The sequence below is a fragment of the Acinetobacter variabilis genome (assembly GCF_000369625.1).
In the GTDB taxonomy this organism is placed as follows: domain Bacteria; phylum Pseudomonadota; class Gammaproteobacteria; order Pseudomonadales; family Moraxellaceae; genus Acinetobacter; species Acinetobacter variabilis.
In genome coordinates this window covers 186763-206765 of sequence record NZ_KB850112.1, presented here as the reverse complement: position 1 = coordinate 206765, position 20003 = coordinate 186763, and the positions used below count along the sequence as shown (strand labels likewise).

The 20003-nt window shown below is 39.9% G+C and carries 11 protein-coding genes and 3 pseudogenes; 8 read left to right on the top strand and 6 right to left on the bottom strand.

The features are described 5' to 3' along the window. Positions 1-37: 37 nt before the first annotated feature. Positions 38-599: pseudogene (locus F897_RS03490) on the bottom strand (IS5-like element ISAba27 family transposase); the annotation flags it as partial. Positions 600-750: 151 nt separating this feature from the next. Here F897_RS03490 and F897_RS03485 point away from each other — a divergent pair. From F897_RS03485 to F897_RS17890, 5 genes are all read left to right on the top strand, one after another. Further along, positions 751-1422 carry a hypothetical protein gene (locus tag F897_RS03485; RefSeq protein ID WP_005233305.1) on the top strand — a complete coding sequence of 224 codons (672 nt, stop codon included), beginning with the start codon at positions 751-753 and terminating at the stop codon, positions 1420-1422. Continuing rightward, entirely contained in the window at positions 1422-3734 is a 2313-nt protein-coding gene (locus tag F897_RS03480) for a hypothetical protein (RefSeq protein WP_005233304.1), read from the top strand. The genes F897_RS03485 and F897_RS03480 overlap by 1 nt, the downstream gene beginning before the upstream one ends. Next, entirely contained in the window at positions 3718-6933 is a 3216-nt protein-coding gene (locus F897_RS03475) for a tyrosine-type recombinase/integrase (protein ID WP_005233303.1), read from the top strand. The genes F897_RS03480 and F897_RS03475 overlap by 17 nt, the downstream gene beginning before the upstream one ends. Before the next feature lie 130 nt (positions 6934-7063). Further along, the gene (locus tag F897_RS03470) at positions 7064-7432 is read left to right on the top strand and encodes an MbcA/ParS/Xre antitoxin family protein (RefSeq protein WP_005233302.1); all 369 of its coding nucleotides are present in this window, start codon (positions 7064-7066) and stop codon (positions 7430-7432) included. Positions 7433-7716: 284 nt separating this feature from the next. After that, complete coding sequence (locus tag F897_RS17890) at positions 7717-7977, top strand: helix-turn-helix domain-containing protein (RefSeq protein ID WP_004647603.1); 261 nt, start codon at positions 7717-7719, stop codon at positions 7975-7977. A gap of 4 nt (positions 7978-7981) precedes the next feature. Here F897_RS17890 and F897_RS16940 read toward each other — a convergent pair. Then, a pseudogene (locus tag F897_RS16940) lies at positions 7982-8611 on the bottom strand (aconitase family protein); the annotation flags it as partial. Positions 8612-8991: 380 nt separating this feature from the next. On the opposite strand from F897_RS16940, the gene F897_RS03455 reads away from it, so the two are divergent. Then, positions 8992-9300 carry a helix-turn-helix transcriptional regulator gene (locus tag F897_RS03455; RefSeq protein ID WP_004282130.1) on the top strand — a complete coding sequence of 103 codons (309 nt, stop codon included), beginning with the start codon at positions 8992-8994 and terminating at the stop codon, positions 9298-9300. Further along, on the top strand, positions 9297-10586 hold the full coding sequence (locus F897_RS03450) for a type II toxin-antitoxin system HipA family toxin (RefSeq protein ID WP_005233296.1): 1290 nt from the start codon (positions 9297-9299) through the stop codon (positions 10584-10586). Before F897_RS03455 ends, F897_RS03450 begins: the two co-directional genes overlap by 4 nt. 18 nt (positions 10587-10604) lie before the next feature. Here F897_RS03450 and F897_RS03445 read toward each other — a convergent pair whose 3' ends face one another. Continuing rightward, a complete protein-coding gene (locus tag F897_RS03445; protein WP_005233294.1) occupies positions 10605-13952 on the bottom strand; it encodes a DEAD/DEAH box helicase in 3348 nt (1115 codons plus the stop codon). 247 nt (positions 13953-14199) lie between these two features. Here F897_RS03445 and F897_RS17885 point away from each other — a divergent pair. After that, positions 14200-14435 (top strand): annotated as a pseudogene (locus F897_RS17885) (hypothetical protein); the annotation flags it as partial. Between the two features lie 29 nt (positions 14436-14464). On the opposite strand, the gene F897_RS03435 reads toward F897_RS17885, so the two are convergent. Genes F897_RS03435 through ptsP form a run of 3 tightly spaced genes read right to left on the bottom strand, consistent with a single transcriptional unit; the run spans position 14465 to position 19955 of the window. Beyond that, positions 14465-16147 (bottom strand): fructose-specific PTS transporter subunit EIIC, encoded by a 1683-nt coding sequence (locus F897_RS03435; RefSeq protein WP_004883948.1) that lies wholly within the window; start codon positions 16145-16147, stop codon positions 14465-14467. A gap of 4 nt (positions 16148-16151) precedes the next feature. Beyond that, positions 16152-17084 carry a 1-phosphofructokinase gene (gene pfkB, locus F897_RS03430; protein WP_004883949.1) on the bottom strand — a complete coding sequence of 311 codons (933 nt, stop codon included), beginning with the start codon at positions 17082-17084 and terminating at the stop codon, positions 16152-16154. A gap of 6 nt (positions 17085-17090) precedes the next feature. Continuing rightward, complete coding sequence (gene ptsP, locus F897_RS03425; RefSeq protein WP_005233291.1) at positions 17091-19955, bottom strand: phosphoenolpyruvate--protein phosphotransferase; 2865 nt, start codon at positions 19953-19955, stop codon at positions 17091-17093. Positions 19956-20003: the final 48 nt, after the last annotated feature.

The window sequence follows — 20003 nt, the reverse complement described above, 5'->3', positions numbered from 1 at the left end:
CACTTATAAATAAGCTTTTAGTTGTTCAAACATGTGGAACCACCTCTTTACAATGTTTGAATTTTTTAACCGTTCTTCTTGCCAATTTAATGTCATGCTGACTGCCATTCGATATATCTAGCCCTATGATTTGTTTGCTGTTCGGATGATAGATCACTTGTGCTTTTAGCGTATGTTTCTTCTTTTTACCACTGTAGAACTTACTCTGATTTTTTTTTCGGACGTTCTATTGAACATTCTGTCGCATCAATAATGACCCAGTTAAACTGTTCGTCTGCTGTGGTAATGCTTCGTTTTGGCAGAGTAAACCGTCTTGATTTCATCAATGCATCTTCAACCTTTTTAATGGTTCGATTCACATTACTTTCAGCGATATGGTAATTTGCAGCCAACTCCAATTGAGTGCTGTAATTCCGTAAGTAATTGAGTGTTAATAATAATTGATCCTCTATAGCTAAAGTATGAGGACGCCCAGATTTCTTTTTAAGTGATTCTACTTCTTTTAAAACTTCGATCATTTCACTAAAAACTGGTCGAGGTACACCAACCAAGCGCTGGAATTCAGAATCTGAAAAACGATTTAATTTCTGATATCTCATGAAATTTAGATTGAGGTGGTTTTTACTTTCGCAAGAGGTCTAGTGGTTTTTGAAATTTAGATGCACAATATATGGAATTTTTAGCCATTGTCTGACTGTTAACGAATATACGAATATTTACTTGATTTTTTTATATAATCACCAAGTAAATATGCAAACGGCTTTTGATTTCAATGAAAAATTTGGCGCACCTAAAAAATTGTTGTGCAAAAATTTTAATAAAATCCAAATCAGTATACACCCTGATTTTTCTGGAATTTATCTTTGCTATCAAGAGGCTTTCAAAGCTTTAAAAACAGATCTAGGTATCTTGAATCCACGTCCCGAAATTCACGTCTGGAAAGATACTAATCTATCCGGTTATACCATCGCCAGTAATATCCAATGGTTCCTATACTGGACTCAGAATGCACCCAAAGAAATTAATCTAATTATCCATTCTCTTCCCAAAGATAACAAAAAAATCGAACTATTAAAAAATGTGGCTAGTTCCGAATTTCTAAAATTTCTATCATCTACTTATTATGATCTTAATCGATTAAATCCCAAAAGGTTACATAACTTAATAAATGAATACATTTCTGCCGAGGCTATTTACAAGTTAAACAAAGAAAATTCTTTCAAACCTCACCGTACTATGAGCTTAGACCTGCTAGCAAAACGACTCTCATACACACGATATCAGCTGAATTATCGCAATAAAGTTATAAACCGAAAAAGACAAAGTGTGCTTGATCAACTAGAACAAACTAGTGAAGTTGTACAACAGCTTTTAAATAATGCGGACTTCGTTCTCACGCCAGATCAGCTATGGAAAGCATAATGTCAGAATCCAACCCAACCCATCAAAATATTGCTGATATTCCAGGGGTATCATTAAAACAGACATTGGAAAAACTCTTTGGTGATGAGCAGCTCCAACGTACCGAACATATTCAATATGTTGCTGATTTACTGACTTCGCACCCAACTGATCAATGTCTGGAAGGACTGAATCTCGATCTATTAGATTTTGATCTAGAAACCAATTCTGTTGTTGCTAGACCAGCTGCATTGGTCTCCTCTCGAAAACATACTGTTAGCGCAACACCAGTTACTTGGTATGTGAACTCAATTGCACAATTAGCAGAGTCGGAAGAAAACGCTTTAATCTGGAATATCCTGGTCTTAAAAGCAGCAATCTATTTAATTGCCCTTCCAGACATTAAACCTGAGCTTTTTAAAGAAGACTACACTGAACATTTCAATACTGTAAAACGCTTATTTCAACGCTTCCGTGTGGCCAATAGGGTTCTGAATCCCGATAAAGAATATCAAAATACACGCGAATACATGATCCTTTGGGAAAAGCATCTTAAAGATCCTACGCTTTCGTTAACTGAATTTGTTCAATATTTAAGTAATTTCAATACAGATCCATCCAATGATTTTGAAAAAAATCTACTGAATAATCTACGCATTACATTTACTTATATTTTAAACAATAAGGCCAAAATTGCCAAAGCGAGCATCGAGACTCAACTTCAACATGATTTTTTAGATGAAGATCAGCTGATTGTAGAAAGTTCAGAAATTAAAAAAGGTCAAAAGTCTAAAGCTCTTAATATAGAAGAACAATTAGATGACCAAGATACACGTCAAATACTTGTAGACCCAACCATCGTTACCCCCCTTGCTGCATATTCAGAATCCGGCCAAAGCTATGTGCTGCCTCTGGTTGCCAAACATATTCAACGGAAAGAACATTTGCTGCCATACAGCAGCCTCTTTCCTAATACCACAAGCATAAGTGCCCTAATTACTGAACTATATAAAAATTACATTGTTGAGGTTAAAGAAGACTCTAAAGACAAGGATAAAGAAATCAAAAAAAAGAAGGCATCCTTGATCCTGATGCTGTCATTTCTGACAGGAAATAAAATCCAGGAGTGGCTCCGTCTACAAAGTAAACGTGCTAAAAATTTAAATGCTCGCCAACAGATCAAGCAAAGCAATGGACAATATTATCTGAGAAGTAAATTTTCAATTTTTGAAAATAAGGATTTTGCTTATCCAGAGGGCTTGCTCAACCAAACAGTTCATCTGGACATCCCGATCCCGAATTCATTTATTGAATCTCTGCGAGACGGTGACCCCGTTAAGGAAGAGGACCTTCAGCAACATTTGAAACAGCTGAGAGCCAAATTTTATATTCCAAAATTATCACTAATAAGAATTGGCTCTCTTTTACATCAGACTATTTTGCAACGCACTGGAAATAAACAGCTTGCTGACCTTCTCACTGGTATTGATGCCAATAAGTCTTCTTCTACTTCTTATTGTCATCAAAATATCCTGACTTTACAGACTGAATATGTCTTAATTTTAAAAGAGCTGTGTGAGTCGCTATCCGATGAATACCAGAATATTGAATATGCTGCAGAAAAAAACTTTGGAAGCCGCAAAGCACCTACTTCAAATGTGATTCAAAATATCTTTGCCACTCTCAAATTCAGAATAATTTCACAAAAAGAAGATGACTGGATAGCAATTTTTAATCACTACAATATCTGGATGTGGCATTTTTTATTGCTTTTTACTGCTGCGCGACCCGTCGCTGAGTTTCCTGGTTTTTTAAAAAGCTTTAACCTGAAAAGAAAAATTTTGATGGTTTCTGATAAAGAGGTGGGTGGGCGTCAAGGCTATGGACGTTTGATTCCACTGTGTCATTTTGTTGTACAAGAACTCCTGAAATTCATAGATTTTCTACATTATTTTAAAACTCAAATTACTCCTATTCAGCCAGAAATTTCAAATAATATTCAGCAGATTCTAGAGAGCAAGCTCCCACTGTTAAATATCTTTCAGGATGGTCAATGGCAACCTTTGAGACCTTCGACTGTAGAAGACTTTCATCCAGAGTTAGGTTTGGAACATGAAAACTGGCACCGGCATACAGCCCGTGCGTTTCTCAGCCATAAAATTAGCGAAATTGAAATTTTAGCTTTATTCGGTCATGAGCCGATGCAGCAAGAAGCTGCGCATCCTTATTCCAGCTTATCTATTTCACAATATTCAAGCATTGCTCATGTTCTTGAACAAATAAAAGATTATTTTAATATTACCGGTATTGAACTCGATGTCCTCATCCAATAAACGAACTAAGCAAGCTCGACCACTATATGCAGAAAATCGTAGAAAACAAATTCGTCTTGAGAAAGAGAAATCTCCTCGATCGGATGTAGAAAAGGAATTAATTCAATATTTCCAAGAAATAGAACTAGAACAAAAAGAACATCTTGAATCCTTCTATCCAGCAATTTATGAGTTTATTAAACGTAAAGCTTCAAGCTTGGCCTGGAAAAAATATGCGCATGAATTTTTTCGATCGTATATTAAAAAAATCAATCTAAATAGGAGCGAGCCCCTGCCCCTACCAAATCTGACATTTGAGATGCAGCGTGATCAGCCGGTTTTTACCATGGACTGGATCGAGAAGGGACAGCAGGTTGATGAAGTTCTTGATAAGCTTTGGGACTACTGGATTCTAGCAAAAGATAGCAAGACATTTTCTGATGATGAAATCATTGGAAATATTGTTATTTCTGCCATGCTTTATTCCGGCTTAAATCAAAAAGCGTCTTTAGAAGCTTTGCTTGAACACTTAAAAGATCCGGCAAAAATCAGAAAGATCGAAGATCTGAACATTATATTTTTAGAACCGCTCTCTCCCTCTTATGGAGATCTATTTATTGATGAAAAAACCATTCGTAAATCGCGTAATTTTATTCCTGATCAAATCACCCGCTTATGGTTAATTCATTTTAATAGCAGAAATATTCGTACAGTAAACCAGAATGTAGAAGATTATCTACAGCTTATTTTTAATAAGATTAAGTTACCATTTAATCTTAAAACTTATAAATTATTACGCGACTACGCCAACTTTAACTGGATGCAACTCCCGAAAGTTGACATTGATCCTGCTCTCTCACAATGTCTTATAGAAAATACTGCAACCTGTGGCTTATCAGAAATAGAATTTGAAAGATTTCTTCATCCAAAATTTAAATATCAGCAGGACACTCTTACTGATTCAGATGTAGAAAAATCACCATCTATTGTGGGTCAATCCTACTCTAATGATGACATTCAGCAAGCCTTGGATGATGTTATAAAGATTCACAAAGACCTTTTACAACTGATTCGTACACCACAAACTGATCAAAGCGTCGATGCATTAATCATTAAATATTGCATTGAAAATACTAATAAATTTAATGAGTATAGTAAACGTGTCGCCTTATGGCTCATCAGCCTTTATAAACCAGAATTAGAACAGATTCAGCAACTGGCTGAAAATTTTAATTTTTGCGCTAACCAATTTCAAAAATCGTTTCAGCAGAATAGACCATTAGCAGATAGTTCGATTTACACTTATTACTCCCGGATTGCCGAGCCTTGGCTAACACATTCTTTACAATATCTAGATAGCGAAGATGATCTGAATACGAATCTGGCAAATATCTACACACAAATTATTACGAACACCCGTCTCGCAGATGAAGCAGGCCAACCTGAATTTAAAAAATCCAGAGGTCAAACCAGCAGGATGTTGAAGCGCTTCCATAGCTTTCAACGAACAGTTTTCGAAGCTGAATCTCTCGAATTAGAATCACTCGCCATACAAAATAGGCCTAGAGCCCGTATTATTGGCCCTTTGACTTATCAAGCTTTCATGAACAAATTAGATACCTTATTTTCAGGTGCTAATAGTCAAGAAAACACTTATAAGACATTAAAAATCATCTATATCTTAGCTTACCGTACCGGTATGCGTATTAATGAAATTCTAGGCTTACGTGTGCGGGATATTGAGGGCTTGAGCTGTCTATCAGTATGGATTCAGCCCTACGGCTCAAAAAAGAAAGGAAACTTACATCAACTTAAAACAGATAGTGCTGAACGCAAAGTTCCTGTGTATTGCTTATTAAAAACCGATGAATATCAACTATTTCATAATCATGTAGTCGAGCAACGTTTACTCAATCAGCAAAACTTATACTTATTCCGTAATTGGAATGAAAATAGCAAGCTGAACAAACATACGGTGACAACACCTTTTAGAATGATTATGAACGAGCTTTTTAAAACTCATGATTATTCTTTTCACTCATTTCGACACACGGCTGCCAATCACTTATCCGTTCTGCTCAACTGCGATTACGCTCCCCTAGTCAAGAATCTGACGGATTATACTGAAGAACAATATCAGTCCATTCGGACAGAGTTACTCCGTCATACACATGGTCAAAATCATTGGTTTATGATTGCCCATTTACTGGGTCACATTGACCCTACAGAAACTTTTAAAAGTTATATTCATCTAAGCTACCTGATTGCTGGGCATAAAATACTGAAATATCACCCAGACATCGATACTCAACTGGCAAAAAAGATGATGGGCTACCTACCTTCTTTCAAATTTTTAAACACAGTAAAAGATTCTGCTCCATTCAATTTCGAAAAGCATGCTGGTCATTTAAGTCAGCAGTTACTCAACGATCAAACTGACTGGTTAAAAAGTAACGTAGAAGACATTCTAGATGAGGTTTCATTTAACTCAAAGCATCATGATTTTTTTAAATATTTCGCGGGAACAAAAGAATCCAAAGTTTCATTTGCATGGTTTTTTAAGTGCCTAAATTTACTGGAAATTCATCATGAACCAGATCGGGTATCACAAGAAATGAGTTTACCTGTCGAACTGGTTAACTACTGGTATGAAAATGCCAAACAACTGGGCCAACTCAAGTCTCAAAAAAACAACCCAAGGTTATTTGATCTCAACAACACAAATCATCTGGATAAACCTTTGAAACCCTCGATGATAGATACCGTTGAAGAGCGCAAAGCAAGGAACTATTTCTTTGAAAATATTCAAAATATCTTTGAAAAAAAGCCAGATCAAATAAAAGCGGTGCTTGAGACATTTTTAAGTCGTGTTACAGTTTCGCATACCGGCATTCATTATCGCTGGAATAAAATTGATCAATTGGAATCATTTTATTGCAAGGTAAAAGACCTGTTTCCCCATCAATTTTGGCATTTGCTTGGACAAGACTTGGTACAATTGCTAGATAAAAAGAAACAACCTTTATTACTGAAGCTGGCTAAATCGAGCACAACAGAGCATCCTACGACTCAAGAAGATTATGTTCGTCTCCAGCTTTACTCGACAAAAGATGCCAAAGCACTGGCCGCATTTAAATTTTGCTTACATCTAGCATGTATCGGCAGACCTCGATCTCTTGAACTTAAAGCTGAAGGTCTAAAAATAACCACATGCTGTTAAATAATTTAACCGTTGCTTCCTTATCTAAAGCCAAATTTAATATATCTTCAGTAAAAATTGGATGTCTGAGAAACGATAATCAAATAGTATAAACTCTAGGTATCAGCAACGTCTGAAACTGAGATCAGTCATGCATAAAACGTCAGAAAAAATTGCAAAACAAAAAAAGGTATTAACTAAAGCTGTTTTATCATCTGCAAAACAACTTGGTTTGACACTGGACCAGCTTGCTATCGTTATCAATTTAGATTCAGTGGAAACTTTAAATTCGCTTCAGTTAGATCCCGATTCAAGTCAAGGAGAACTCGCAATTATTTTAATTCGTATTGCGATATCACTAGATGCTCTAACAGGTGGAGAGGCTAAATGGATGCAGCATTTTATGAAGTCACCAAATAAGCTAACCAAAGGCATTCCGATAAAACAGATTCAGACTACTCAGGGATTAGCTACTGTATTAAACGTAGTCGAAGGACTTCGGCTTCAGGGTAAATATTAAGAATATATAAAGCTTCATTACACAGAAAATTAAAAGTCATAATTTTGTCTAATAATTCAAATTCAAGGTATAAGAAGTTTCTCTTCTCAAGAGGTATACAACTGCCTCATTATTGAGAACTACCATACATATATGGATTCTATTAACCTAATTTGAGGCTAAATTGAATCTTATAAGTTCAATTTAGCTATTCAAGAATCATTATAAAAGTTTGCTATATAGCGAATATTAACCATAATTAGTTAAAAGTTTGCTATATGGCTAACAAATTTCGGGAGAAAAAAATGGCTACACGAGGTGAAATAGGTAAAGAAATACGTTTGGCAAGAAAAGGGTTAGGCTATACACAGAAAAGCCTTGCAGAAAAAACTCAAGTCAATAAAACAACAATTTCAGAGATGGAAAATGGCCATTTTACAGGTTCATTTGACATATTTGAACGTGTGCTTGATGGTGTTGGTTTACAATTCGAAGTGAATAAAAAAAAGCATAAATTGCCGCAGTGGGATGAAATTGAAGAAATATTTTCAGAATATGATGAATAAATTGTGAATCGGTACCGAATAAGGTATCAGAAAAGGCAAAGCCCTGCCCATCGACCTCATTGCTCCAGACCACTTGTGCCAGATATTCCAGATTGACCTGATGGCAAATTCCGGTTCCTGGCGGCACCACGCGAAACTGATTGAGCGCCGCCTGCCCCCAACGTAGAAACTGGTAGCGCTCGCCATTGCGTTGCATCTCAATGGCGATATTCTAGTCAAAAGCTTGCGGGCTAGCAAAGTAATCGACCATCACCCAGTGATCGATGACTAAATCCACCGGTGACAACGGATTAATTTTTTCCGGATCACCACCGGCTTTGGCCACTGCTGCACGCATTGCAGCAAGATCAACCACTGCAGGAACACCGGTAAAATCCTGCATCAGGACCCGTGCCGGACGATACTGGATTTCCTGTTCTGAAGTTCGATCGTTAAGCCATCCTGCCAAGGCATGAATATGCTCGGTTTTCACCGTGAGCTGATCTTCAAAACGTAGTAAATTTTCCAGCAAGACTTTTAAAGATTTTGGTAGTTGGGACAGGTCACCTAACTGCACTTGCAATTTAGACAGGTTGAAAATCTGATAGTGTTCTGAACCGACGGTTAATGTTTCTAAAGTATTAAAACTATTGATATTACTATACTTAGCCGTCTAGTTTCCCTCCGGCTTGATATGCTATTTTTATGATCACAGTCAACCATTCCTTTACTTACTGTATGCTAACTGCACGGCGGGTTTGTTATTATTTATTATCAGATTGCGCTAGGTAGTTAAATGCAGAGCTGCCAGGAAATTTTGCCAGAGAGTTGCCAACAGTTCAGATCTGGCTGCCAATTACGTAAGGAGATTAAGGTAAATTGAACCGCGTATTTTAACTGTATTTTCAGAGTGATTTCAGATCACTACGTAGCTAGGGCTTTTACAGATCGAAATGATAAAGTCATAAATTGCTTTTCAAAAAAAAGAAACTAATATGTTTCTTACAGGACCTAAAAGCAATAAATGTATCTACAATGAATAAGTCTTTACTTCAGCAAATCAAAAAAAGACGAACCCAATTGGGCTTAAAGCAAGTTGATATGCAATCCCGTACAGGCATTTCAAGACAGCAGTACCAAAAACTGGAAAGTCAGGGCAACCCTCGATTAGAGACCTTAGAAATTATAGCGGCAGGATTAAATGCTCAACTGATGCTCATTCCTGATGATAAGGTTCATTTGATCAGACAATTATTGAATGATGAAATTAAAGTCACTATTGAAGATCAGGATGACTTAATGACTAACCCATGGAAGGGTCTTCTCGGAGGAGAGGAACCATGAATACTGTTGCCGTCCTGAAATTAACATTACATCACGGTATCGTTGGATACTTGGCGGGATTTCAGAGCGGAAAAAATATTCTGGTTTTTACAGATTCCTTCCGCTCTGATCAGCAACGCCCGACCTTGAGCCTGCTGACTTCCCCCTTGTATCCTCAAGTGGATAGGATTTTAGAAAAGACCTATGTTACACATCAGCGTTTACATCCCTTGCTATCAAACTTGCTACCAGAAGGTGCATTACGCGAACTGATTGCACAAAGCCTCAAAGTACATATAGACAATGAATTTCAGTTATTGGCAGCTTTAGGTCATGATTTACCTGGAGCACTCATTGCGACTCCATTAGATCCAGAAGAAATTCCAGATGAAATAAAATTCAAACTGCAGATCTCTAATCCAGATCAGATCTTAAAACAGGAGATCCGAACAGATAATAAGTTTTCCTTGGCCGGCGTCCAAATGAAGTTTTCCATGAAAGCCAAAGATGGGCGTTTTACACTAGTCCAGGCAACGGAATCGTCTCTACACGGGGACTGGATTGTCAAAACTCCTTCTTCCAGACATGCTTTTGTTCCGCTAAATGAATATCCTATGATGAGCCTTGCCAAAATGGTCGGAATAGATGTCTCTGAGATTCGCTTGGTGGATATGGCACTCTTACAAAACCTTCCACCATTAAATTTACCCCAAGAGCAATATGCTTTTGCAATCAAAAGATTTGATAGACAGAGTACTGCTGATACTACAGAGCTTATTCACATCGAAGACTTTGCTCAGATCTTCGGTGCATATCCACAGCAGAAATACAGCACCACAAATTATGAGCAGATAGGAAAGATCATTTATCAATTTTCATATAACAAAATTCTTGATATTCAGCAAGTTGCCAGCCACTTACTTGTCAACATTTTGCTCGCCAATGGAGATGCACACTTAAAAAACTGGAGTATGATTTATCAGGACAAAAGAACACCAAGATTATCTCCCGCATACGATATATTGATGACTAGTGTATATATTGAAAATGAGCTTCATTTCGCATTGAATCTTGCCAAAAATAAAGATTGGTATTTAGCTGAGATGAAACACTTTGAACAATGGGCTGAAAAAGTCGGTGTTCCATGGCGTGTTATTGAAAAACAACTTCACGCGATCATGGACAAAGCACGGTCAGTATGGCAAGTGCTATTACTAGACTTACCTATGTTTTCTGTTCATAAAGAAAAATTAAGAGAACATTGGAAAAAATTGCATCCAGACTTTCAGATACTTACAGATGATTAGAGGAAACCTGTAACCAAGCTAAAATTTCTCAAACAATTTCATCACATCATTTTCCGTCAGTTTCACTTCTCCCTCATGATCTGTGCTTAGAATAGACTGTGCCAGTTCTGCTTTATTCTGCTGCAAGGCAATAATTTTTTCTTCTATGCTTTTATTGGTAATCAGCTTATACACAAATACCGGCTTGTCCTGTCCAATCCGCCATGCACGATCTGAAGCTTGATCTTCAGCAGCAGGGTTCCACCATGGATCATAGTGAATGACCGTATCTGCGGCAGTTAGATTCAGACCAACCCCTCCTGCTTTCAGACTGATTAAAAATACCGGCACTTGTCCAGACTGAAATGCTGTAATGACTTCATCTCGCTTTTTGGTCTTTCCAGTCAGCTTCACATAGCCAATTTCTGCGTGATGGAGCTGTTGTTCAATCAGTTCCAACATTGAGGTAAACTGAGAGAAAATAAGAATTTTTCGTCCCTCTTCCACCATTGGAACAACCATATCCATCAACTGTTCAAGTTTGGCAGAATACGCCTGCCCGGTTTTAACTGAATCCAGTTTCAGCAAGCTAGGATGACAACAGACCTGACGCAGCTTCAGCAAGGCATCTAAAATTTGGATTTGACTACGCTTAAAGCCTTTTTCTGCCACAATTTTCTGAATATTTGCCTGCATCGTGGCGCGAACAGCCTCGTATAGCTTGGATTGCTGCTCATTCATGTCAATATTGACTTCAATCGTGGTTTTTTCAGGCAATTCCTTGGCAACGTCAGTTTTCAAGCGACGTAAAATAAAGGGTTTAATGCGGTTTACCAACTTTTGCCTTAACTGCTGATCACCGCGTTTTTCAATAGGATAGCGGTACTTTTTATTAAAGATTTCTTGTGAATATAAAAATCCTGGCATTAGAAAATAAAATAGTGCCCACAGCTCACCCAAATGATTTTCCATAGGTGTACCAGTTAGACATAGACGATGTCGCGCTGTTAATTGCCGTACTACCTGTGCAGCTTTGGCACGCGGATTTTTAATATTCTGCGCTTCATCCAGAATGAGTTGATGATATTCATATTGCTTCAGTTGCTCTTCATCTCTCGCCAAGAGCGGGTAGGTGGTTAACACAATATCATAGTGTGAAATCTGCTCAAAATACTGATGGCGGTCGGGGCCTTGTAGCAGCAGTACCTTGAGCTCAGGGGTAAATTTTTCCGCTTCTTTGAACCAGTTATGCATCAGCGATGTGGGTGCAACAATTAAGGCGGGTCTGTCCTGCAAATGACCAGCCTGCTTTTCCATGAGTAAGTGGGCTAAAGTTTGTGCTGTTTTACCCAAACCCATATCATCCGCCAGAATCCCGCCATGCTGGGTTTCCCTTAAAAACTGTAACCAGCCTAGGCCCTGCTGCTGGTATGGACGTAATTCCCCCTGAAAACCTTGTGGTGTCGGCAGTTGTTGCTGATAGCCTTGTTTGAATTTCTGCGCAAATTGCTGCAGGCGATTACTGACCTGCCACACCATCCCCAGATGATGTTGTAATTCTAATAGTTGACTCGCATCATAGCGATCTATGCTACGCTCTTCTTGCTGTAAAATGCTCTGCAGATGCAACAATACCGGCTTAATGTCCTTTGCGGATAAAGCCAAATCTGGTTGATCCGCTGCAGTTTTCAGGGTGAAAATGTGACTGTCATTCAGATGACCAAAAATCCGTGGATCAAGTAAATCAGGCTGTTCTTTCACCAAAGCCACAAGTGCATCGAGTAAATCATAGCTATTGCCTGCACTGTCCTGAACGGTCGCCCCGATATTGAACCAGTCTTGTTGGCTTTCAGATTCAGTGATGGAAATATTTAAATTTTCAACATATTGCAGCTTAAATGGGCTGTGTTCCAGATGCTCTATCTGCCATCCAATCAATTCAATTTGATTGATGGGCATCAGCTGTTTGATCCAGTCTCCATAGAACGCAAAAACCATAGAATCAAGACGTTGTTTATCCAGTTTTAATTGCTGGTAATAATTAAGATCTTTCACCCACTTCAGTGATTCGACCAATAGCTGTAAACGCTGGATTGACTGTTGTTCCTGAACTAAGTTCCGAAGCTGTCGCACCATTTTGCCATGCTGCTCACCAATAAAACTGTCACCTGATGTACCTGCTTTTATTCGTCCGCCTACATAGGAGAATTCAATTTCGGCACAAACAGACTCTTCCCATTTCCAATCAAATTTATCTAAAACACCGAAGCGTAAAATTGGCTGGGGACTTCCCTCAAGGACATCAATATGCTGAATAGACTCGGGCTGAGGTAGATTTTTCACGTCTGAATATTGATGAGTCAGTTTCTCAAACTCTGGCAAGAGCATAGATGGAAGATCAGGCATCTGTAAAAAATGGTACAGAAGATTTGCCGTATATTCACCATATAACTGGCCCACCGTGTTCTGTTGAATATCCACATAACACGGTGGCTGGCTCGCGAGAATCTGAATATGTGGATTTAATTTCAAATCGAGTCGAATATCACCATTGACCAATTCAATGTTTAAATGCTCTGTCTGTTGTTTAGCCCCTTGTTCCCATCTAAATTCGATGTTGTAGCCTTGTTCTGACCATTGAAGTGCAGTATGGCTCTTTTTTTGCCAGTACACATCGCCACTTTGAATAAAAGATTTGAAATGCTCCAATAAAATGCTGGAGATATCGAGATTGCTTTGATAAAAGCGTTCGTCACTGTTTATTTTGGCATAATAATAAATCTGGTTAAATAATTGTCGTTTTTGTTCAGGTAAAGTCAGATGCTTTCTGGTGATATTTTCATATTGGGTATAATAACTTTCCCCCGCAATTGAGCCATTTTTATTGCGTCTGGCCTTCTGAACATCAACTGTCAATTTCTTTAAGCTGACAGACTGATCTAGCAGGTAAATTAAATAATTGTTTGTTTTGACAGATTGCTCTGGTTCAGTCTGTTGTAAATACCGTTTAAAATCATTCAACCAGCGCTGCGCCTGATCATCCCCCCGTTGGCGTTTTGCGATTCCCTGCGGGGATTGAGAGTCAGCATAACGCTGCTGAAATTCCTGACGATATTCTTGAAAGAATAACCGCGCTAAAGCAGCAGCATGTTTACAGTTATATCCAACCGGACAAGTGCAATCGTCATCGATTAAACGGTCTTTTTGGGGATTATAGGTAATTGCAGTATCGTAATAATCTGTCCCTTCAATTTGGGCATACATCGTAACCCCGTCTTTGTCCTCAAAGAATTCAATCGTTTCCCTATCAATGTGTTTAGCATAGCTCAGACTGCGCTGAAGAGTTGCAGTACTAAAGCGAGATAGAAAATTGATCAATGAGGACATAATTACCAGAAACCAAAAATGTTTATACAATTATAACGGACAAAGCTGTCATTTCAGAACAGTAGTGCTCGCCAACGTATCAAAAGGAAATAAATCCATGCTCAAAAACTTAATGTTTACTACAATGGATGGGGTGAATATTGGCTTTGGGGTACATTGGTCTCCTCAACCGCAATCACAGGTCGGCCATTAATCGCCTTTGAATACAGTGCAGAAGCGATCAGTAGAGGTTTAGAACTTTCCTGCACATCAAATGGATATCATGGGTGAGGCACTGAATATTCCTCGACAAGCTCTTGTGAAACTTGGTACTCAGGAAGCGGAACTTTGTGTCCAAGAAGTTGATGAAATTATTGGCTCGATTTGTAAGGTTGCAATCCGGTTCAGCAATATCGCTCATGACCTACTACCTGGACAAATTCAAGCAGAGACTCTCCAACTGATCCAAATTGGATTGAGCATAATATTCATTTATTGCACTAAATAGCTTTCACAAAGCTTCTATGAAGGGCTTATTCTAACCGTTGTTTTATCACGGCATAAGCTACACCAGTCACCACACTTCCAATCGCAATCGCCAATAAATATTTTAATGGATAATTCATCGCATTCGGAATGATCAGCACCATTACACCGCCATGCGGAGTGACTAGTTCACATTTAAATAATGCAACCAAAGCCCCAGTTACAGCACCACCTGCGATCGCGCATGGAAGCACTCGAATCGGGTCTTTGGCAGCAAACGGAATAGCACCTTCCGAAATGAAACATAGGCCCAGAACTACAGCAGCCTTCCCTGCATCTTGCTCAGGTTTGGTAAATTTATACTTTGCCAGAAAAGTTGCAATTGCCATACCCAATGGCGGTACCATACCCGCAGCCATGGTAATCGCCATCGGTCCGTATGTTTGTGACGTAAGTAAGCCCACCGTAAAGGCATAAGCCGCTTTATTTATTGGCCCTCCAACATCAATACACATCATACTCCCAAGGATAATCCCCATGATCATGGCATTGGTCGTCCCCATATTGGCAAGGAAGTGTGTGAGTAATTCAAACAATTGTGCAACAGGCTGTCCAACCACATAAATCATGATTAAACCAACAGCTAAACTGGCCAATAGTGGAATAATCAATATTGGTTTTAATGCTTCTAAGCTACTTGGGAGTTTAAGCTGCTTCGATAAAAATAACGCAATATAACCTGCAATAAAACCTGCAACTAATCCACCGAGAAAGCCTGCCTCTAATTGTGTGGCAAGTAAACCGCCAATCAAACCTGGAGTTAAACCCGGACGATCCGCAATAGAATAAGCAATGTAACCTGCCAGCATAGGTACCATAAGAGTAAATGCTGCAGCACCTATTTGCTTTAAGGATGCGGCAAAGCTTCCTTCAACAGGATTGAGGCCAAACATAAACGAGATGGCAATGATCAAACCGCCCGCCACCACCATCGGCAGCATGAAAGATACCCCTGTTAAAAGGTGTTTATAAATTCCAGTTTTTTCTTTGTTTTCATTTTCTGTCTTAGTGGCTGTTTGCTTACCCGTTTCAAGCACTTTGGCCTCAGCAATTGCATTTGCAAAAGTCTTATCCGTTTGCTTAAGGGCAAATCCTGTACTGCAGCGATATACACGTTTGCCTACAAAGCGATCTGTATTGACCTCAATATCCGTTGCTAAGATCACCACATCTGCTTTGGCAATACTTTCTGCCGATAAAATATTTTTAGCCCCAACCGATCCTTGGGTTTCAACATCAATCTGATAACCGTGCTTTACTGCACCCTGTTGTAAGGCTTCGGCCGCCATAAACGTATGCGCAACACCAGTTGGACATGCTGTAATGGCGACAAACCGTGTAATCCCTACATTGGCTGCAGTAGTTTCATCTAAAGCATCTGAATGCTCAAGAACTTGTTGCAAAAGCATGATCGCATCGTGTTGTGCGTTATTCAAACCAATGACTTTCACAACCTTGTCACGCAGTTGATCCGCATCTACCGACTTCTGTCCAACAAAAACAACTGTATCAATAACATTTGATAAATCGAGATGCTCGACTGATGTCGCCACATCATTGGAAATACCAAGTGCTGTCGCTGCTTTGGAGAGTTTTTTGGCCAAAATCACTGCATTAATCGGCTGCTCGGGACTATGTGGCACAAATAAAATATGTTTTATCTCTTGCATCGTATTAACTCAATGATTGGACTGAGATTTGCGATTTCAAATCTTCAATAACAGCAAAGTCTGGAAGGGCAAACCCAATTTGGGTCACAGCGTTGCTCGCAATTGCGGTTGCTGTTTTCAATGTTTCTTCTGGGGAAGTTGAACTCAACAAGCCATGAATCATACCTGCCAGCAAGGAATCTCCCGCACCCACCGTACTTTGGACGGTGACTTTCGGTGCAGTAGCATGCAGGGGTTGCGTGCGGTGAAGCCAGTTCACTCCGTTTTCACCCATCGAGACCACAATATGTTCGATCTGACTATTTAAACTGGCAAAAAGATGCTGCTGTTCTGCAAACGTTTCTGCTGGCAAATGGTAGGTTTCCGTCAACTCATCTGTATTAGGCTTAATCAACCAAGGATGGGCAGCAATTGCTGCTTTCAACGCAACACCACTGGTATCTACTGCGACTTTTTTACCAGCAGACTGTAACCATAGAATCAGTGTCGAAAGCTCTTCTGCAGAAAACCCTTGTGGCAAACTGCCAGCAATCACAATCACATCAACTTCTAAAATCAGTTGAGATAAACGTTCACATAGTTGTTGTTTTGCTGAGGTATCTACAAAAAAGCCCTTGCCATTGATGTCAGTCATCTGACCAGAAGCTTCTGCAACTTTAATGTTTTGTCGTGTTTCACCTGCAACATAAATAAATTGGTTATCAAATTGCTCTTGCTGGATATGATGGTCAAAAATTTGACGGTTGTCTTGCCCCAAAAAGCCACTCACAATCAGTTCATGTCCCAAATCCTTAAGGACCTGTGCCACGTTTAAGCCTTTACCTGCTGCATGGCTTTGGGCCGTTAACTGACGATTGACCTCGCCAACTTTTAGTTGATCCAATTGCACGGTGAGGTCAATTGCAGGATTCAGAGTAATGCTTAATATCTTAGCCATTCGTAATTACTCCACCAATGCACGTACGGCAGTTGCACTGTCACAACTTAAGGCTTGCTGAGCGACCTGTTGGCAATTTATATAGTTCAAACCACGAATTTGCGCCTTCACCAATGGAATACTGGTACTCGACATACTCAACTCATCCACGCCCAAGCCTATCAATACAGGCACAGCTTTTGGATCAGCAGCCAATTCACCACAAATGCCCACCCATTTACCATGCTGATGTGCTGCCCGAACAGTTTGATCAATCAATAACAAAATACTCGGATGTAAACCATCAGCTTCAGCAGACAACAGTGGATGACCACGGTCAATCGCCAGAGTATATTGAGTCAAGTCATTGGTTCCAATACTAAAAAAATCAACTTCTTGAGCAAGAATTGGAGCCAACAATGCTGCCGCAGGAACCTCAATCATAATACCGACTTGTAAGTTTTCACATGGATGCTGTATGCGAACCTCATCCAAAATTGCTTTTGCCGCTCGCCATTCTTCAACCCGCCCAATCATCGGAAACATAATTCTTAATGGGCGATTATCTGCTGCTTTAAGTAAAGCAACCAATTGCTGACGTAACAACTCTGGCTTACGTAAAGTCAGACGAATACCACGTAAGCCCAAGAATGGATTTTCTTCCTTTTCAATAGGCAAATACGGCAAAGGTTTGTCCCCGCCCACATCAAGTGTACGTACCACTAATGGACGATCCGCCAAAGCATCTAACACCACCCGATAATCGGCTTCCTGTGTAGCCTCATCAGGCGCACTGCTGTGTGACATAAAGACCAATTCTGTGCGTAGCAAACCAATTGCTTCTGCCCCATCGGCCACAGCCTGTATCGTAGCGCCCACTTTGCCAATATTGGCTGCGATTTCAACTTGATGTTGATCCAGTGTGATGGCAGGTTCTAAACAATGCTGTTCCGCTTGTTCTCGCAACTCACGCTGGCGTTGGCGCTCTGCAATGGCATGATCAATCTGATTTTGCTCGGGTGAGACCACATACTCACCACTATCCCCATTAATTAGCACTGTGGCATGGTTCTCAATATTTAAAACAGCTACACCCGCACCTACGACTGCTGGAATAGCCAGAGCACGTGCCACAATAGCACTATGGGCACTCGCTCCACCAACCGCGGTCAAAATGCCTGCAACACGATCTTTATTCAGACGCGCTACATCACTCGGGCCAACATCATGCATAATTAAGATATAAGGTTGCTCGGGTTCTGTGACATCGGCCACACCGCACAAAGCAGCCAAAACACGCTCACCAATATCCCTTAAATCAGCCGCACGCTCTGCCAGTAAACGATCGCTAAGTGCAGCCTGTGCGGTAGCAGCCACTTCAATATGATCATGCCAAGCTGCTGCAGCAGACAACCCTTGCTTTAAACCGCGTTGTACACTTTGGAGGAGGTCTGGATCATCCAGCATTTCCAAATGTGCCATGAATATCTGCTTAATGGCAGTAGATTCAGTATGTGCAATGAATTGACGTAAGTTATTTTTCACCTGATGAAGTGCAATTTCAAGCTTTTCATTCTCAGCTTTAAAACTCTGTCCGCGACGTTCATAACTAAATTCATGTGGCTTCACCACATGTGCAGGACCAAAAGCAAGGCCAGTTGATGCCGCAATACCGCAGCTACCCGTATCGCCATGTGATTCAAAAGGCATTAATTCCAAATTATTTACGACTGGGGCACTACTGCTATGCTGATGAGATACAAGGTCAACAGCTTCAACTTCTTCTCCTAAACCTTGTTGAACTGCATCAATAATCTGTTCTAAGCCTGCTACAGCATCGGTATCGGGTTGTGCAATAAAAGTCAGAGTTTGACCACGACGACACCCCATGGCTAATAATTTGGTTAAACTTTTTGCCGAAACGTAAGCCCCCTCATCTACAGCAACGAGAATATCCCCTGCAAATTTCTTGGTCATATTGACCAAGTGTGTCGCGGGACGTGCATGTAGACCATGAGCGTTAGCTAAGACAATACGACGAGATGGCCAATCAGGAATCAGTTCAGCACCAATTAACTGCGCCAACTGGTGACTATCTTGCTCTTGGTTGAGGGTATGAACTTGTTCAGTATCAAACAAAATATCCATTAACCGTTGAAACCGTTGCATATCCAGTTGCTCATTACTGGCAATACACACCAAAGTCTTGAGCATTTCCTGCTGATGGCTTAAAACCTGTTCCGCTTTTACCAAACTTACAGCTGGGCTCAAAACATGCTGGTTAGAAGTGATCGACCAGACCCCCTCCCCTAAATGAATCATGCTGTTTAGGTTTAAACCCGACAGAAAACCACACTCCACCATTTTTTGCTGTTTCAGCAACTGTGTTGCCTGCCAAATTAAATCTTCTACATCAAGTGCGGGAACTTGGGTGGCGATTAAATTTTCATGCAATGCCAAAGATGCGGGTTGGGCTTGTAATAATGCGATAATTTGCTCTGCAGATTGAGCCTGTTTCACTTGATCAGCGACATCATTAATTAAAGCTCGCGTCAAAATTTGTAAGACTTGCAAATGCTCATCTGATTTCGCAGCAATCACCACTGCTAAATAAATTTTATTTTCACCGTCCCAAACAACTCCTTCAGGAAAGTGTGCCAGACGAATACCAGTTTTTAAAATACATTGGCGAGACTGAGGCGTCCCATGCGGAATGGCAATTCCTTGCCCTAAATACGTTGCACTTTGTTGTTCGCGCACGGTCAACCCATGAATATAATCAGGTGTAACCAATTGGTCTTCGACTAAGATATCGACTAGACATTGCAACGCTTGTGCCTTATCAGTGGCGTGTTGTTTCATTCGAACATGTTGTATATCTAGCGCGAGCATAAAACGTCCTTGCAAAGCAGCATAGTGAGAAGCCATGCTTTTTTACTG

Coding starts and splice junctions, on each gene's coding strand:
- F897_RS17890 (WP_004647603.1), top strand. CDS start 7,717: ATGGCTACACGAGGTGAAATAGGTAAAGAAATACGTTTGGCAAGAAAA.
- F897_RS03480 (WP_005233304.1), top strand. CDS start 1,422: ATGTCAGAATCCAACCCAACCCATCAAAATATTGCTGATATTCCAGGG.
- pfkB (WP_004883949.1), bottom strand. CDS start 17,084: ATGGCTAAGATATTAAGCATTACTCTGAATCCTGCAATTGACCTCACC.
- ptsP (WP_005233291.1), bottom strand. CDS start 19,955: ATGCTCGCGCTAGATATACAACATGTTCGAATGAAACAACACGCCACT.
- F897_RS03455 (WP_004282130.1), top strand. CDS start 8,992: ATGAATAAGTCTTTACTTCAGCAAATCAAAAAAAGACGAACCCAATTG.
- F897_RS03445 (WP_005233294.1), bottom strand. CDS start 13,952: ATGTCCTCATTGATCAATTTTCTATCTCGCTTTAGTACTGCAACTCTT.
- F897_RS03475 (WP_005233303.1), top strand. CDS start 3,718: ATGTCCTCATCCAATAAACGAACTAAGCAAGCTCGACCACTATATGCA.
- F897_RS03485 (WP_005233305.1), top strand. CDS start 751: ATGCAAACGGCTTTTGATTTCAATGAAAAATTTGGCGCACCTAAAAAA.
- F897_RS03450 (WP_005233296.1), top strand. CDS start 9,297: ATGAATACTGTTGCCGTCCTGAAATTAACATTACATCACGGTATCGTT.
- F897_RS03435 (WP_004883948.1), bottom strand. CDS start 16,147: ATGCAAGAGATAAAACATATTTTATTTGTGCCACATAGTCCCGAGCAG.
- F897_RS03470 (WP_005233302.1), top strand. CDS start 7,064: ATGCATAAAACGTCAGAAAAAATTGCAAAACAAAAAAAGGTATTAACT.